This window comes from Nocardia brasiliensis ATCC 700358, assembly GCF_000250675.2.
GTDB lineage: Bacteria > Actinomycetota > Actinomycetes > Mycobacteriales > Mycobacteriaceae > Nocardia > Nocardia brasiliensis_B.
Window position 1 is genome coordinate 451,564 of the sequence record NC_018681.1, and the last position, 16,091, is coordinate 467,654.

Annotated in this window: 17 protein-coding genes; 9 read left to right on the forward strand and 8 right to left on the reverse strand. The window is 64.1% G+C overall.

Going from position 1 to position 16,091, the window contains the following annotated elements:
• Window positions 1-150: 150 nt before the first annotated feature.
• Window positions 151-597 carry a hypothetical protein gene (locus O3I_RS02000; protein WP_014981216.1) on the reverse strand — a complete coding sequence of 149 codons (447 nt, stop codon included), beginning with the start codon at window positions 595-597 and terminating at the stop codon, window positions 151-153.
• Window positions 598-1,905: 1,308 nt separating this feature from the next.
• Window positions 1,906-2,877, reverse strand: a complete 972-nt coding sequence (locus tag O3I_RS02010) for a helix-turn-helix domain-containing protein (protein ID WP_063632230.1) — start codon at window positions 2,875-2,877, stop codon at window positions 1,906-1,908.
• 323 nt (window positions 2,878-3,200) lie between these two features.
• Between O3I_RS02010 and O3I_RS46185 the strand changes: the two genes are divergently transcribed.
• The 6 genes from O3I_RS46185 (at window position 3,201) to O3I_RS02045 (ending at window position 8,233) form a co-directional block, all read left to right on the forward strand.
• A complete protein-coding gene (locus O3I_RS46185) occupies window positions 3,201-3,518 on the forward strand; it encodes a hypothetical protein (protein WP_014981218.1) in 318 nt (105 codons plus the stop codon).
• Window positions 3,519-3,554: 36 nt separating this feature from the next.
• On the forward strand, window positions 3,555-3,755 hold the full coding sequence (locus O3I_RS02020) for a hypothetical protein (protein WP_014981219.1): 201 nt from the start codon (window positions 3,555-3,557) through the stop codon (window positions 3,753-3,755).
• Window positions 3,756-4,118: 363 nt separating this feature from the next.
• Window positions 4,119-4,433, forward strand: a complete 315-nt coding sequence (locus tag O3I_RS02030; RefSeq protein WP_014981221.1) for a hypothetical protein — start codon at window positions 4,119-4,121, stop codon at window positions 4,431-4,433.
• Between the two features lie 4 nt (window positions 4,434-4,437).
• The gene (locus tag O3I_RS02035; RefSeq protein WP_014981222.1) at window positions 4,438-4,968 is read left to right on the forward strand and encodes a hypothetical protein; all 531 of its coding nucleotides are present in this window, start codon (window positions 4,438-4,440) and stop codon (window positions 4,966-4,968) included.
• 33 nt (window positions 4,969-5,001) lie between these two features.
• The gene (locus O3I_RS02040; RefSeq protein ID WP_014981223.1) at window positions 5,002-6,117 is read left to right on the forward strand and encodes a hypothetical protein; all 1,116 of its coding nucleotides are present in this window, start codon (window positions 5,002-5,004) and stop codon (window positions 6,115-6,117) included.
• 1,462 nt (window positions 6,118-7,579) lie between these two features.
• Window positions 7,580-8,233 carry a Uma2 family endonuclease gene (locus tag O3I_RS02045; protein WP_041563307.1) on the forward strand — a complete coding sequence of 218 codons (654 nt, stop codon included), beginning with the start codon at window positions 7,580-7,582 and terminating at the stop codon, window positions 8,231-8,233.
• Window positions 8,234-8,367: 134 nt separating this feature from the next.
• On the opposite strand, the gene O3I_RS02050 is transcribed toward O3I_RS02045, so the two are convergent.
• The gene (locus O3I_RS02050; protein ID WP_014981225.1) at window positions 8,368-9,309 is read right to left on the reverse strand and encodes an ATP-binding protein; all 942 of its coding nucleotides are present in this window, start codon (window positions 9,307-9,309) and stop codon (window positions 8,368-8,370) included.
• Between the two features lie 288 nt (window positions 9,310-9,597).
• On the opposite strand from O3I_RS02050, the gene O3I_RS02055 reads away from it, so the two are divergent.
• Both O3I_RS02055 and O3I_RS02060 read left to right on the forward strand, forming a co-directional pair.
• On the forward strand, window positions 9,598-10,017 hold the full coding sequence (locus tag O3I_RS02055; protein WP_014981226.1) for a YciI family protein: 420 nt from the start codon (window positions 9,598-9,600) through the stop codon (window positions 10,015-10,017).
• 15 nt (window positions 10,018-10,032) lie between these two features.
• Complete coding sequence (locus tag O3I_RS02060; protein ID WP_014981227.1) at window positions 10,033-11,310, forward strand: RNA polymerase sigma factor; 1,278 nt, start codon at window positions 10,033-10,035, stop codon at window positions 11,308-11,310.
• Window positions 11,311-11,436: 126 nt separating this feature from the next.
• On the opposite strand, the gene O3I_RS02065 is transcribed toward O3I_RS02060, so the two are convergent.
• The 5 genes from O3I_RS02065 to O3I_RS02085 form a co-directional block, all read right to left on the reverse strand.
• Window positions 11,437-12,837: a hypothetical protein gene (locus tag O3I_RS02065; RefSeq protein ID WP_014981228.1), complete on the reverse strand. Its 1,401-nt coding sequence runs from the start codon at window positions 12,835-12,837 to the stop codon at window positions 11,437-11,439.
• Between the two features lie 49 nt (window positions 12,838-12,886).
• Window positions 12,887-13,339, reverse strand: a complete 453-nt coding sequence (locus O3I_RS42320; RefSeq protein ID WP_081593877.1) for a nuclear transport factor 2 family protein — start codon at window positions 13,337-13,339, stop codon at window positions 12,887-12,889.
• A 79-nt stretch (window positions 13,340-13,418) separates the two neighbouring features.
• A complete protein-coding gene (locus tag O3I_RS02075; RefSeq protein ID WP_014981230.1) occupies window positions 13,419-13,706 on the reverse strand; it encodes a putative quinol monooxygenase in 288 nt (95 codons plus the stop codon).
• A gap of 136 nt (window positions 13,707-13,842) precedes the next feature.
• Complete coding sequence (locus O3I_RS02080; protein ID WP_014981231.1) at window positions 13,843-14,895, reverse strand: alpha/beta fold hydrolase; 1,053 nt, start codon at window positions 14,893-14,895, stop codon at window positions 13,843-13,845.
• Window positions 14,896-15,122: 227 nt separating this feature from the next.
• Window positions 15,123-15,419, reverse strand: coding sequence for a hypothetical protein (locus O3I_RS02085; RefSeq protein WP_014981232.1), 297 nt, complete (start codon window positions 15,417-15,419; stop codon window positions 15,123-15,125).
• A gap of 156 nt (window positions 15,420-15,575) precedes the next feature.
• On the opposite strand from O3I_RS02085, the gene O3I_RS02090 reads away from it, so the two are divergent.
• Window positions 15,576-16,040 carry a DUF2752 domain-containing protein gene (locus O3I_RS02090; RefSeq protein ID WP_014981233.1) on the forward strand — a complete coding sequence of 155 codons (465 nt, stop codon included), beginning with the start codon at window positions 15,576-15,578 and terminating at the stop codon, window positions 16,038-16,040.
• Window positions 16,041-16,091 lie beyond the last annotated feature (51 nt).

Genomic DNA, 16,091 nt, shown 5'->3' on the forward strand with positions numbered 1-16,091 from the left:
AACCATCTTCTTGATTGCCTTTCATCAGGTCGTGCTTGCGAAAAACACTGTCTTACAAGCTTTTACGGTCATTCCACCCGCAGGAGTTTGCGCGGGATGGGTCCGGGCATGCTGGCACCGGACCCCATCCCTTTTGTTCAGCGCCTCAGATCAGGCACTTTTCTGTCCCGAACTGCCCGACGAACGCGGGCTGGTAGGAGGCTGGGCGTAGCCTGTCGCACGAATGGTTCGGCTCAGGTATTTGTATTCGCCCTGCCCCGCGATACGCGGACTGATCGTCATCCCGGTCAGCTCGATCCACCGGACTCCCGGGCGGATCTCCTCACTTGGTGGCACCGGTTCGGTGTCGGAAAGAAGGAACACCTCGAAACTGGCGCGGCGAGGGTTGCTCTCACCCGGATCAGTCACGCTGATCTTCCAGACTGGCTGCCCCGTAACGGGATCGCGCTTCTGCGGGCCTGGTCTGTTCGGATCACCTGTGTACTCGTTGTCCGGACGGACCTCGCCCAACTGCAACAAACCGGCGTGGAAGTGGTCCGGGAACGGAACCGGGTATCGGGGATCTTTGCGACGGTCATATTCGTTTTCGGTGGCCATCTCGGCACCTTTCCTAGGGTTCGAATCTGAGTAATCTGACTGATTTCCGCCAAAGTGAGAGTGTTAGTGGCGCAGTAAGTTGCGCGTCACGCCACTGGGCTGGACCTACTGCCACGTGGCGGACCTCGGCACCCGAACCGCCCGCAGCCACGCGTCGTCAGCACGGCTTACACCCCAGCTCCGGGGACGTGCGGACGGGGCGAATTCGCGGCGGAAAGATGACTTAAACAGCATCTATCGACTACTCTTGACAAGGCAGAGACCTCGTTTCTGCGTGAATGGGAAGTGGGGACTCCACAGGCGAGGGTGGCGACCCATTGACACCTGCTGGAGTTTCTTTTCGTTCAGGCTGTCCCCTCGTTAGCGCGGGGGGACAGCGACGAAACCTTGTTCGGCCCTGCCGAACTCACTCACTGAATCCTCATCACCTGCCTCTCTGGCGTTCCGCGACCAACATTCCATCCTGACCTCGCGGGCGGCACCTGTCCAGTACATCAATTCACGCAATTTGTGTGCACAACGTTGTTGTGACGTCCTGCGTTACTCCTTTCTACGCCCACCACACCGGCTAAAGCGTCGATCTCACACCCGCTGTGGGTGCACAATCTGTGCAAGTTCCGCTCGGTGACTTCACTCGCACACTGGGCTGGGGGAGCCGAACGTCAAGTCCGGCATGGAGTTCGCTGAAAAATTGCGATTCGCATATCGCGCACCCGGCGATACGAACTACTCCGTCGATCCAGAGCCAGGAGCGCCATACGGCGGCATCAACCGTTCCTGAATCATCACCAGGGTACCGCGTGCCGTGTCGAGAGATCGTTCTCCGCAGCCCAAGACGGCAGAAACTCGCTATTTATCGAAATCAATACTGCTGCAAGTATTTTCGCGATCCTCGTCTGTGTCCCTGGGCGATTGTACGCTCTAGCGGGTGCGAAGATGCTCCTCGCTCCAATGTTGCGAAATGGTAGCAATGGCCGAATTGCCATGAGCGGCAATGGGTTGTAATGAATGGCAATGGGTAGTCATGGGTTGCGATGAGTAGTCTTGTGCTGCAACGACTCCCGCTCTTCTCTGGAGATCCGAACGTGCTAGCCCCGCGCGGAGAGTGCCTGTCGGTGTGTCCGCTTGACAGTTAACCGATCGTCTGGGAGGTGCGTGCTCTACCTTCGCCGCTAGGCATGGGCGAACCGAGTGAGCGCATTGGCTGTCCACTCAGAGCGGGGGCACCGCGAAGTGCTCGGTGTTGAGTTTTGCATCCCGTTCTAACAGTGGTTCTAACAGCAAGTGTTACAGCTGAACATCGAGGGATTAGGTTTCTGTCAGATCCGGATCTACCCTTCGCAGCGCCGAAGCCAGCCATTCTGTACCGCGATGCTCGATCGGCATCTCTGCAAGTCCAGCTGTAGCTTCTTCGACCGCCTGCGCGGTGTCTCCCAGCAGGGCTAGAACACCGCCACGTTGGACGGCACCGAACCCAGGCGTCCACCAGTACATCGCTTCGGGTGGCTCGAGGCTATCTGCTGACGCTGTCACCTCGTCGGCTGCGGCCAGGGCGCGTTGTGCGGAGTTCGTCTCTCCACGTGCCGCTAGTAGTTCGGCGCGCCGCATCCTTGCGTAGGCCGCCAAGACCGGATGTGCGTTGCGGACTTTCAGCGCGGCGTCGGAGAGGGCGATAACCCTGTCGTAGTCCCCTGTGGCTCCCCAAGCGACGTACCCGGCGAAACCCAGGCTGTGTACCAGCCGGTCAGGGTCGCGGGATTCTTCCGCTAGCTCGACGGCTGTGGAGAGGCTGCGTTGAGCGGCCGTGTCAGCTCCAACAGCGTGTTCGAGCCAGCCCCGATACTGGGTCACCTCCGATGCGAGCGCGGCCGCGGCGGTCTTGGCCTTCCGCGCTTGCCGTGCGAACTGCTCGGTCATCGCTGATATGCCCCGCACTGCCGGAAGGACCGACAGCGCGCCTGTCGCATCTTCGACCCGGCGCATAGCTGACAACATCGAAGCGACGTCGGACAAGGTGCTGGCGTCCACGCTGGACGCAGATATCGCGGCGGCCGTTAGCCGTCCTAGATCGGTCGTGCCTAGCACCCGTTCGTACGCAGCTGTTACCCCAGCAGGCACAGGGCGCTGGCCCGTTTCGATTGCGCCCAGATACGTCCGGCTGTAGAAGGTCCGTTCGGCCATCCCACGCAGCGAAATTCCCGCTGCCTCACGGGCAGCACGCAACAGCGCCCCAGGGTCCACAGCTCCAGCGTAGCGAGCATTGAGGACACATGTGGACACCAACCAGAGCCATTCCGGACGTTCCCGATGGTTGTCTGAATCGGTGCCCGGTAAGCGGCTTTACCCCTTGGACGAGCCGCCGCACCTCAACTGACCGGAGGGCCGGGCACACCTAAACGTCGTTCGATGCCGCAGGGGGCTGAATCACGATGCAACACATACCGAACCAGGACACACCGCTAACCCGTTGCGCCCACTACCGGGACGTGTGCGGACTGCCCGCGATAATAGATCCACCTTCGCTGGGTCGAATCACGTTCCCGGCGGGCCACATCGGTGCACTGACCATGCCCGCACCGTTGGGTGAGACGGTGCGCCAGCACATGAAGTCTCGAGGTGCTGCGGTCGGCCCGATCATCGGGCATATCGGGTCGAACCGGTGGACGTACCTGGTCCGTCCGAATGTGCCCGAGGACGACACCCGCGTGTTCTCGGACATGTACCGGGCGAACGTGATCATCGTCCGTGCCGGGGTGGTCGTATTGCCCTCTCCCACAGCGCAATCGTGGGCATTGCGACGCTGGATCGAACCACCCCGCAACACCTTCCGGCCCAGCGCTCTACTCGTGGTCGAGACGATCCGGATGTGTACCGGTTCCGATCGCGATTCGCGGACGCTGGTGATGCCCCGTGTCCGGTGATACCGCAGGTAGCTATCCGTCGAAGGTGGTGCGGCGGTGAGCACGTTCGAGCAATTGCGGCAGCGGGTGTTGCTCCAAGCCGGAAATGCGGGGTACGGACTCGTACGGCAGAACCGCGCCCCCTACGGATGGGACCTGGTCACGGTAGGCGGCCGTAAACCGGTGAAGTCCGGATCACTGATCGAGCTGGACAACTGGCTAGCCGCACAGGCCGCCAGTGATCGGAAATCGCGATGAGTACCGGCCACACGCCGGTGTCTCCGCACCCGGACCAACCGGACGTGCACCTGGTGGTCACGCTGGGCGGGGTACGGCTCCACTACGCGGCGTGCGTTACCTGCGCGCTGTGGTTCGTCCAGGAGCACCACCAGCGCCATTTGTTGGATCAGGTGGACGTAATCCCTGGCAGCACAGCGGGATTGCGTCGACTGCCGAACGAGAGGCTGTACGAGCCGTGAAGAACGGATGGTCGACCCTGCGATGTACTGCGTCGGGGTGCATCGTCACCGTGTCCGTGCTGATCATCCTGCATTGGATGTACCGCGAGAACGAAAAGCTGTATCCGAACGCGAAGCGTCCCAAAGACAACGGAGCTCTGTCGTGACCGGCGAGGCGCATTGCGTCCTCGAGATGGTGCCCGAGGCGACCGAAGAGCCCGTGCGGCTTCCCGCGCTCACCACAGGCACCCTGGCGCACTGTGTCGAGCATCTAACGACCTCCGGCGACATCCTCCACAACGCCGGGTTCCCGATGTACTGGTTCGACAATCACACCTTCACCGTGGATCTTCCCGATGGGCGGGTCTTGTTTCGTATCGTCACCGGGACCGAAGCGGACGGTGATGTCGTGACCGGCTTGTACCGTGACCGCTACAGCGCGACACTGAACAGTTCCGACCATGACGAGAAGGGGTAAGAGCATGGGCGATTTCCGGCCTTTCACACAAGCCGAACTCGAACAGATAGAACGCGACCAGAACGACCCGAAATGGCTCGAATGGGTAGCGCCGGAGAACATGAACGCACAATTGGATGCCTTCCTGAACGAGACCGTCCCGGACATGCCGGACGACCCTTGGTCGGCTCAGGGGCTCGACCATGCAGAACGCGCCGCACTCTCGATATTTCCGACCGTCGACTCTACCCTTGCGCCCGAGAATCGAGCGGTTGCCGATCAGTTTCACAGGTTTATCGGCGAAGTATTCCGACGCAATTTCGAAGGCGTCTGGCGTAACGTCCCTTCGTTCGATGATGCGAAGCGAAGCCAGGGATTCGGCCCGGTCATCCACAGGCCATTTGCGGAATTCTATCTGGGCGTCATTCCTGCACTCACCACTGCTATTGATCGCAAGACGAGTAGCACTTGGGCACAGGGGTTTCGCTATAGCGAAGAGGACTATCGGATATGGGTCGAAGCGGGTCGCCCCACCCTTTCCGGACGCAGGGACTGAACGCCCCTATTTCATCCGGCTCAGGGGGAGCCAATGGGCTATGAATGGAACGACAGGTTAGAAGCGGAATACACTCGATACGTCGGCAAGAAGTGGTTCCAGGGGCTCAACGCTAGAGACCGTGAGGGTTATCTCAAGGCGCGGCAGTGGTGGAAACGCTCGCGGGACATGGGCAACCGGTTCCGAGACGGCATGGCACTTCTGCGAGGTCAGACGCCCGATCGCGGCTATGAGAAGGAAGTCCGGCTTGAAACCTCGCTAGGCCCTCGAATCAGCGACGTTGCCAATGTCAGTCTGACTAAATCGTCGGAGTATAAGGCGGGCGGATCCCAAAAGGAGAAGACGCTTAAGCAGCTCGATAAGGATGAGCGATACATCCGTGAGGTGCCAGGTGCAATGGTCGACTGGACCATTGTGCAAGGTGCCCGGCACGACAAGGAAGTCAGAGACCGGATCAAGGAGCTTGAGGGAAAATATCCGGGTCAGTTCGTCGTTCAGGAGATCACCCGCGAGCAGCGACGCCTAGCCCTCACGATAGGTAAGCGTCTCGAAAAGCAACAGCGAGCCAAGGAGAAGGCGGACCGGGCACGAGAGCGAGCAGAGCAGCAGCGCCTACGACAACGCAGGGAACGCGCTCAACAACGGCTCGAGAACATCCGCAGGATCGCCAAGGAGAAGCAACGCCGCGAGCAAGTGCAAGCCGCTGAACTAGCCGCAGCGAGGCAAGCCGCGAAAGAATTCCCCACGCTCGAACATCTGATACAGCGGGAATCAGCTAAGCCACCCGCTAAGGAACCTAAAGCGCCGGAGACCGAACGCGACCGGATAGCCCGCGAAGCCGCAGAGACGGCGGCGCGGGACGTTCAAAAACAATTCAGGATCGAACCCGTAACGCCCGTGAAAGCACCCGAGAAAAACACCGCTGAACGCGAGGCAGCCGAACAGAAGCGACTGACCGAGCTTCAGATACAGCGCGAGGCACGCGAAACCCAGTTGGCCCAACTCCCGCCGCACGTCGCGAAGCTGATGAACCTGGGGCAGGCACACGGGCCGGAACGAGCGGTTGAGACCGCCCGCGAGGAAGCGGCAAGGGCGCAAGGTCGCAGCAGGGACGGACGAGACTCGCCAGGGCAAGAACGCAGCCGGTGACGGCGCACTGGGTTACCTCGAGTGCAGCGCTATGAACTGCGGCGACGCCGCAGCCGGCGTCGGGCTGGGTTCTATAGATTCGCGAACACGGAGGTTCGTCCCTGCACCCAGCATCTGCATACGGACCTGAAAAACCCCTACAAGATCGGGGAGCCTCAAAACGAGCCGGTGTAGGGACCGGGGGATGGGGTTATACGGGCGGGGGCCAGGCACCTAAGCGTTCGGTTGAATCCCTAAGTGCCCCAAGTTCTCACGAGAACTTGGGAACTGGCCGCACCGAATCCTTAACAGCCGGAACCTATCCAGCCCGACAGTCAGTCGCAGCACGGCCGTATTGCACCCTGTGCACCCTGTAGGGGCATCTGCACCGCCACCGCCACCATCGGGCTCCTGTGCGTGAAATCGGCCGGTATGACTGGAGGTGGGCCGCCAAGGGGAGGAGGGTGTATCCACACAACCCGATAATCCTGTTCGGGGAGACAGGCCGGTATGCCTGAGAGCTGACCACGAACTGCTGAGCGGGTTACACCCCAACAGAGCGTGTTGCTAGCCGGGATTGTGGACAGCTAGCGTCGGACTCGGCACCACGCGGGCCGGTTACGCGTTCCCGTACGCGCCGGGCGAGCAGTACGCACGACTGCTCGGATGCTAACCGCGTGGTGTCTCACAAGCGATCACTTTTTAAGACGCTCGATTTTCGAGGCTCGAAGTTCGTGCCCGGATTCGGGTCGCTTCATCCCGGTGCCACGCGCCAGGGGGCTGTCCGTCGCATCGCGACGGGTCGGACACAAGGTCAGTAGCGCGAAGATGTTGTGCCGCAGCCTTTGATGGACCAGGTAGGGCAGGTGAAGAGAGTTTGGGAGCCCCCGGGAAGTGAGAAGAAGGGGAAGAGAAACCGGAAACCCAAGTAAGAGAACTTGCCGAATTCACCTCTACTGGATCAAGAGCGGCGCGCATGCGCGCGCCGCCCAGGGTGCCCGCCCTTCGCTGCGCTCCGGGCGGCACCCTGGCGCGTAACCAGGATGGGGGACCGAAGCGGCGCACTCGGCCCCCATCGGGCCAGCTGCCGCAGCGCTGGACGATGGGTCATGGAACCGTCGGATGTGGGCTGCCGCACCCCTTCGGGGCTTGCCTCTTACTGCCGTCGCTGATCGATAGCTGATGCCAAAATTTCACGGTGTGTCGCTGATGTGACACGCCGATACTCTGGCGCGGCTGCCCCCAACTAAGTCCCAACTAAGTCGGTGAACGCCGTCTGGTGCCGAACGCATATTCGATCGTTGAGGGTAGTCGAGAGTAGGTATATGGCCAGTTAGAGGGTGTTTTAGAGAACATGGTGGGGGTCTGTAGTTGCCCGTGGTAGTCGTCATTCTCGGTAATGAAAAGGTCGGGGGTTCGATTCCCCCAGGCGGCTCCACAAACATCCTGGTTGACTGCATTGCAACTCGCCTACGATTGCGGCATGTCTCTTCCGAGCATCGAGCGGCCGGATCTTCCTGAGTACATGACTTGGGATGAGCTGCAGCGACTTCCTGAGGACATCGCTGATCAGATCGAGCTGTGGGATGGTCGCGTGGTGTGGGTCCGTCGCGGGCCCGGCGAGCACCAAACCTTCACCCGCCGTTTGACCAACTCGATCGAGCGCTGTTCGCGGAAGGCGATGGCGGACAGGCCGGATCGTTGCTGGGTGGTCAACTTCGAGACCAACGTCTTCCTGGGAACGAGCGGGAAATCCGACTTCCTGACACCAGATTTTCTGGTGCACCGCTGTCTGGAATCGGCGTATCAGGATGTCCGTGGTGCCGATGCGCTGCTCGTCGGTGAAGTACTGTCGCCTTCCAACACACAGACGGACATGGAGGCGAAGAAGGGGCGCTACGCGAGTGCTCGGATTCCCTGGTACTGGGAGGTGACTTTGGCGCGCGAAGCCAGCGCCATCGCCACGGTCCGCGCCTACGGGCTCGAAACAGAACACGGACCCCTGCCAGATGGCGTGCGCCCACTCCGCTCGGCCGACTACATCCTGGTCGGCGAATGGACGCACGATGATCCCGACGGCGTCCGGATCGGCGCACCCTTCCCCATCGACATCCCATGGTCCGATCTGGAGTACTAGCTCGACGGGCTTTCGAGCAGCGCCGGATCGCGGTCGAGTGTGGATTCTGTTGTCCCGCACCGGTTCTGTGTTCCCGCACCCGCTCTACCGCGCTGGGCGGAGTGCGGGAAGACGGAACGGGTGCGGGAGCTGGGTCAGGAGGGGGTGGGGTGGAGGGTGAAGGTGGGGTCTATTTGGGTGAGGAGATCGGGGCCGGCCCAGGCGTTGGCGTTGCGGATGTGGAAGTCGACGGCTTGCTGCTGGTAGGTGGTCCAGTCGCGGGTGCGGGCGTCGAGGGCGGAGTGGAGGGTGGCGAGGGTGGCGCGGTTCTCGGGTTCGAGGTCGGTGATGGGGCGGATGTCGCCGCGTTCGGCGGCGCGCACGTGTGCGGAGCGGCCGGTCCAGCAGAGCAGGTTGTCGCCGACGTGTTCGCGCAGGAAGGCGAGGTCGTCGGCATCGCAGATCTTGTTGCCGACGACGGCGATGTGGATGCCGAAGTCTTTGGCGTAGTTCAGGTATTGGCGGTAGACGCCGACGCTGCGCAGGGTCGGTTCGCACACCAGCGCGGTCAGATCGAAACGGGTGAACAGGCCGGAGGCGAAGGAGTCGGCGCCCGCGGTCATGTCGACGACGACGTATTCGCCCGCACCGTCGACCATATGGTTGAGCAGCAACTCGGCCGCGCCGACCTTGGAGTGGTAGCAGGCGACGCCGAGATCTTCGTCGCTGAACGGCCCGGTCACCATGAGTCGTGCCCCGCCGACATCGCGCATGCACGCGGCGTAGATCGGGTTCTCCTCGACGACGCGCAGCAGCCGCGAGCCCGAACCCGGCGGCGTGGTCTTGATCATCGCGTCGGCGGTGGCGATCCGAGGGTTGTCGCCGCGCAGATAGTCCTTGATCAGGGGCAGGTGTGCGCCGAGGGTCGGCAGGGTCAGTGACTCTTCTTCCCCGGCACCCAGCGCGGCCGCCAGATGCTGATTGATATCCGCATCGATCGCCACGGTGGGCAACCCGCGCTCGACCAGATGCCGGATGAACAGCGAAGACAGGGTCGTCTTACCGCTGCCACCCTTGCCGACGAAGGCGATCTTCACCGCCACACTCCTCTCGTATCGGTAACGACATTCATATTCGTGCTGGCCGCGACAATGTACTCGACCGGCGTCCGCGTGCGCATACGGGACGGCTCCTAGGCGCTGAAAGCACTTCTTCCGCAACAGGTTCGAGCACGACACGCAGGGCGTGCACCGCTGCGCCCGGCGGCGAGCCCGAAGGCATCCGGAAAAACTTTTGCGGACGTGTCGATCGAGACCGCTCCCCGTTCGACCTAGGGATGAGAGGGTCCAGAAGGGGCCCGGGATGATGACCGAGGAGACGGAATCATGAAGTACATGCTGGTGATGCGGGCGACGGACGAGGGCTACGCGAAGATGGGCGAGGTCGACTTCGACGAGATGCTGGAGGTCATGGGCCGGTTCAACGAGGAGATGATCCGCGCCGGGGTGCTGCTGGCGGCCGAGGGGCTGGAGGACCCGGCCGAGGGCGTGGTGGTCGACTATTCGTCGGAGACGCCGATCATCACCGACGGCCCGTACGGCGAGACCAAGGAGCTGTTCGGCGGGTTCTACATTCTCAATGTCGCGTCCAAGGAGGAGGCGATCGAGTGGGCCAAGCGGATGCCGATGGCCGGACCGGGCTTCAAGACCGAAATCCGGCGCGTCTCCTCGATCGATGAATTCCCGCAGGACAACGAGTGGATTCAGAAGGAGCGGGCGTGGCGCGAAGCCACCGGCCAGCTCTGAGCGGGACGGCGGGTGATGGCCGAACGTAGTGGACGGGCGGCCGTCGCCGCGGTCTGGCGGATCGAATCCGCGCGCATCGTCGGCGCCTTGGCGCGCTACACCGGGGACTTCGCGCTCGCCGAGGACCTGGCGCAGGAGGCACTGGCTGAGGCGCTGGTGACCTGGCCGCGCGACGGGGTGCCGGGCAATCCCGCGGGCTGGTTGCTGACCGTCGGCAAGCGGCGGGCCATCGATGGGTTCCGCAGGCGTTCCGCCCTCGATGAGCGGTATGCGGCCCTCGCCCGCGATCTGGGCGAGGGCGGTGCGGTCTCAGGCGGCGAAGTCCTCGAGACCGCCGACGACGTGCTGTGGGATCCGGACCAGATCGATGACGACGTGCTCGCGCTGATGTTCATCTCCTGCCACCCGACGCTGTCGCGGGACGCGCGAATAGCGTTGACGCTGCGCGTGATCGGCGGTTTGAACAGTGACGAGATCGCGAAGGCGTGCCTGGTGCCGACGGCGACGGTGCAGGCGCGGATCACCCGCGCGAAGAAGACCTTGGCCGCGGCCAAGGTGCGATTCGAGGTGCCGTCGGGGCCGGAGCGGGCCGCGCGCCTCGGTTCGGTGCTGAACGTGGTGTACCTGATTTTCACCGCGGGCTCGTCGGCGAGTTCCGGACGCGACCTGATCCGGTTCGACCTCGCGGGCGAAGCACAGCGATTGGCGCGGATTCTTGCCCGGCTGATGCCGAACGAGCCTGAGGCGCAAGGACTTCTGGCGTTACTCGAACTCACTGCCGCCCGGTTCCCGGCCCGCACCGCACCCGACGGCAAGCCGATCCTGTTGGAGCAGCAGGATCGTCGGCGCTGGGATCACGCCGCGATCGGTCGTGGCCGCGCGGCCCTGGAACGCGCGGCGCGTGCGGGGCGGGGGCTCGGCGCCTACGGCCTGCAGGCCGCGATCGCCGAATGTCACGCTGTCGCCACGTCTGTCGAGGAAACGTCCTGGGAGCGCATCGTGCTGCTGTACGAGGCCCTCGGCCGGCTCGCGCCCTCGCCGGTGGTCGAGCTCAACCGGGCGGTGGCGGTGTCCATGGCGAAGGGGCCGGCCGTGGCCCTCCCCATCGTCGACGAATTACGTTCCGCGACAGGGCTTTCGGATTCGCACCTGCTGCCGAGCGTGCGCGGCGAACTACTGATCCGGCTCGGCCGGACGGCGGAAGCGCGGGCCGAGTTGGCACGCGCGATCGAGCTGTGCGGCAACGACCGGGAGCGCGAAGTGCTGGCGGGCAAACTCGCCTCCTTGGACTAGAGCCGGGCGGTTGATCACCCTGTGGCGGTCGGCGGCAACGGTCGAGAGGCCGGCGGCGTCGATGCAGAGCGCGCCGCCCCGTCGGTACCCGGTGATCGCTGTCCAGGTGTGCGGGCGCGGCGCACGCTACGACGCCGCGTTGAGGACCGCCAGGTAGGAGCCGGGATTGGGGACCAGATGACGGCCGCCGAGGGTGATGTGGGTGCGGATACGGCCCGAGGGGGTGGTGTGCGGCGCCTCGACGGTCAGCGACGTGGTTGCCGGAAGCGCGAGGAACTGTGTCGCGAATGGTGCGAAATCCGTTAATTCCCAGAGGGTTCGGGCTGACCACGCATCGTGTTGGTGGTCCTGTGCGCAATGGACCCGCCAGCCCGACGCGCGGATATCGTCGGTCTCGTCGCGGGCGAGCACGAGCGCGGGCAGTCGATCGTGCACGCAGGACGCGACGGCCGCCGACTGGTGCTCCGCCGGAAAGTCCAGGCGTTCGGTCAAACCGAGGCTCGCCGCGACCTCCTTTTGGTACCAGGTCTCGCGCAAGGTGAGTTCGACGTGTTCCTCCCACATGTCGGCGTATACCCGTTCGTGCAGCCCGAGCAGGCCGTCGGCCCGCTGCACCACGCGCAGCGTGCGCCACCCGGCGCGGACGGTGTGACCGGGCGCGAAACGTGCTCCGTCCGCGATGGCATGCTGTAGATCGTCCAGGACGAGGTCCACCAGCACGTCATCGATATCCGGTATCGCGGGTTCGCTGAGCCGGGCGACGATCTCGGGATGCCCGTGCTGGTAGCCGATCGTGGTGCGATACAGGCCCGGGGCGGATTGCCCGATCGCGAAGCGCACCTGCAGTTCCAGGTCCAGCGGCGCGGGCGCCGGACCGAAGTGCACACCGCCCTCCGTGGTGCGCAGCATGTCCTGATACGCCACCTCGGCCACCAGGCCGCCGGTCTCCTCGACCCGGTCGCGTTCGATGAGCAGCCCGGTTTCCGTTGGCAGCGCGAGGAATTGGGTGACGAACGGAAATGCCACCGCGAGCTGGTGCAGGTCGATATGGGTCCAGTCCCCGTGCTCGTGGTCCACGCCGCAGTGCACCGACCAGCTGCCGTGTTGCGGTGAATCCGGACCGAGCCGGTTCAGAATGAGCAGCCCGGCGGAGTAGGCGCACGACTGCACGGCGGCGGCTTGCTCCTCGCCGATGGACGAGAGCTCAACGGGCAGGCCGAGTTTCGCGGCCGCCGCGGTCTGCCACCACAGATCGCCCATGGCCTGATCGACGTGCTCTTCCCAGAAATCCGCGACCACACGCTCTTCGAGGCCGAGCGTCCCGTCCTGGCGGTCGATGATGCGGAGCACCCGCCATCCGAGCGGGAAAAGCATTCCCGCGGAGAGGCTGCTGCCCTGCGTCACAGCCTTTTCGAGCATGTCCAGCATCCAGCCGATGATCAAGGGTGAGGGTGGCTGCTCGGCGAACACCACGGTGAACTCGGGGTGCCCGGCGGCGGCACACCCGGTGGTACGGAAGATCTGCACCTTCGCCGTTCTAGCACTCGGCAGGTGGTGCCCCTAGTTCTGGGGCGACTCACTCGGCGGGTGGTAGCCGGTCGACACCGAACGCGACCAGCTGGCGGATCGGGTCGTGGTAGGTGACCCATTCGGCGATCTTGCCGTCCCGGAAGCGGAAGACCGTGAGGTAGTCGTTGCGGTAGGGGAGGCCGGTGCTGCGCACCACGAGATCGCCCTTGACCGTCACCAGCCAGACGTTCGGGTCGAGCATCGGCTCGATGGAGGTCACGATCTGTCGGTAGGAGTCGTACATCTGCAAAGCCTGCTGGGAGATGTCGCGTAGTACCTCTTTTCCGTTCACCTCGCGGACGGCCACCACGGGATCGAACGGGATGCGCATCCGCAGATCGTCGGTGCACAGGTCGAGCACGCCGGCCATGTCTTTGGCGGAGGTGCGGTCGTAGAAGGTCTCGATGACTGCGCGCATCCGGTCCCGATCTTCGTCAACTCGAACGTCAATGGAAGTCATGCCCCCAGCGTAAACAATAAGCGCGAACGATCGTTCGTATAGTGGTTCAGATCACGGCCGATCGCCGGATCGGTGCACCTCAGCCGAACGGCGGACGGGCCGAGCCGACGGTGTATTCCATGACGTCCGCGTCGAAGGGGATGCCGGTCTGCGGTGGGTCGGAGATCGCACGCCAGGCCTCGAGGTTCTCCCGGTTGTCCCAGCGTTCCAAGATGTTCACGCGGGACGGATCGACCGAATCGGCGGTGATGGCGATGTCCAGGCAGCCGCGGGCGGCGCGGCACCGGCGGATCATGTCCTGGAATGCGGCGACATAGGCGTCGCGCTGGTCGGCATCGACTCTGGCGTGACCGGCGATGATCAACACTCGCTGAACCTCTTCTCCCAAGGGTGCTTACGCGTTCAGCAGTAAGGACGCCGTGGGATCGAGGGACTCATCGCTGCGCCGGGAATCGGTGCTCCTGAGCCGGGCGCCGTTGACCGGCTCAGGAGAACAGCCGGGGTCAGCCCGCGGCGGCGGCCGGCAGGTGGGCCTGCTCGGCGACGGCAGCGAGGACCTCGTTGAACTTGTCGGCGGCTTCGATATTGCCGAGATGTCCGGTGGGCCAGCTGTGGTACGCGGCGAGGTGGCCGGTTCGGGCCAGGTCGTCGGCGATCCGCCGGGACATCCGTTCCGGCAGCAGGTGATCGTAGGTGCCCGCGATGACGGTGGTCGGCACGGTGAGATGCGCGGCGGCGTCGCTGACGTCGATATCGGCGAGCGCCGCGGCGTGCCTGCCGCGGGTGAGCGGGCGACAGGAACGCACGATGCCCAGCGAGAAGTTCACCTCGTCGGCCGTGGCGTGCTTGCACATCACGCGCGCCTTCAGAATGGCACCTGCCAGCAGGCCGCCGGGCAGTGGAACCGGCGAGGTGAGCACCGCCTCGGACAGGATCGTCGGCATCCGCACCGGAGCGCCGAGCAGGGTGATCGGCTTGTTCTGCACGACGAGCTGCTTGTTCAGCAGCGGCAGCAGATCGGTGTCGTAGCGGATATTGCCCGAGGTGGTGTTCAGCAGGATGGCCGCGGCGGCGCGGCGCTGTACCTGTTCGGGGTAGTGCGCGGCCCAGGCCTGAATCGTGATGCCGCCCATGCTGTGTCCGGCGAGCACGGCGCGTTGACCGGGCCGCAGGACGGCGTCGAGGACCGCGGCAAGATCGTCGGCGAGGGTTTCCCGGCTCGGCATCCGCTTGCCGAGCTGGCTCTCGCCGTGTCCGCGCTGGTCGTAGCAGACCACCCGGTAGCGGTCCGCGAACGCGTTGATCTGCGGGTTCCAGTACTCGATGCTGCAGCTCCAGCCGTGGATCAGCACGATGACGTCGCCGTCGGCGGGGCCGTAGGTGTGCACCCGCAGCCGCGCGCCGTCGACGGTGGTCACCGGGATGACCGCGTGCGGGGCGGTGGGGGTGTTCAGGGACGCGGTGCGAAAGGTGCGGGATCGCAATCCGGCACGGTAGGCGGCGGTCAGTGCGCCGTTTCGGGCGTCCGCCAGCGTCTTCATCGACTTCACCAGCATCGAGCACTCCTTTGTGTCTGCCGCCACAGTACAGTGCAAGCTCAGTGCTTGCTAGTGCAAGCGCACCGCGGCGGAAATTCTGGCTCATCGGGAGTAATACCCGTAAACCAGTGCAGTGACACTGTCTCTCTTCACAAATAAAGTCGCGTAAAAGAGGGTGTTCAGTGGGTTCATCGCCCAACCGGTACTGCGCCGTTAGCCTCTGAAAGTGGCGATCCTGTAACGACTTACGCGAGCCGCGGGTCGACCGGCGGGTACACCGCGGCGATGCCCTCCGGCAGCACGAGGCACACCTGATCGTCGGGCTGGAAGGCGCTCGGCAGACCCCGGTCGTCGGCCGGGACGAAAACCACGAGTGAGGATCCGTCACCGGGATCGATCTCGACCGCGACCGTCGGGGCACAGTTGTTGTCGTCGAGATCGTGGTGCCGGGCTGCGGACCATTGCCCCACATGCCCGAATTCGAGCCTGCGAGCGGCGCTCGTCGCGCGGTGGCCGAGCCGGGCAGAACCAGCGGCATCCACAGGCGGAATTCTACTCTACCTGCGGAAACGGTGACCATATTCGATCTTGAAGCGGCCGGATCGTGATCATCGGTGCGAAGCGGGCCGAGAATCGTTCTGCCCCCGGTGCGTTGCCGTGGTGGCGGCGGCCGGCGCACCCCGGTTACGGTTGGTGCTGTGGAAAGCACGCACGTCGCACCGGAACCGGCGGCGCATGAGGGAGCCCCGCACCCGTCCCGGTCCGGTTGGCGCGGCGTCGGAGTTCCGCTGCTGGTCGCGGGCGTCGGTGTCGGGCTCGGTGTGCTGCTGCACGTGCGGGATCCGCACGTCGAGGGTTCCTATGGCGTCTGTCCCGTCTTCGCGTTGACCGGGTACTGGTGTCCCGGCTGCGGCGGCATGCGGGCGATCCACAACCTCACCGACGGCAACCTGCTCGACTCGTTGCACAGCAATCTGCTCGCGATTCCCCTGGTACTGGCCTTCGTGCTGTGGGTAGGTGACTGGACCCGGCAGGCCTGGCGCGGGCAGAAGATGCGGCTGCCGTCGATCAATGGCGTGACGATGTGGACCTTCTTCGCGCTGCTCACGGCCTACACCGTGCTGCGAAATACGCCCTGGGGCACCTGGTTCACCCCGGTTTAGCCGGTGCGGCGCGGCGTGCGTGGTTCGATCGCCCGGCACCGGGCAAGCTGA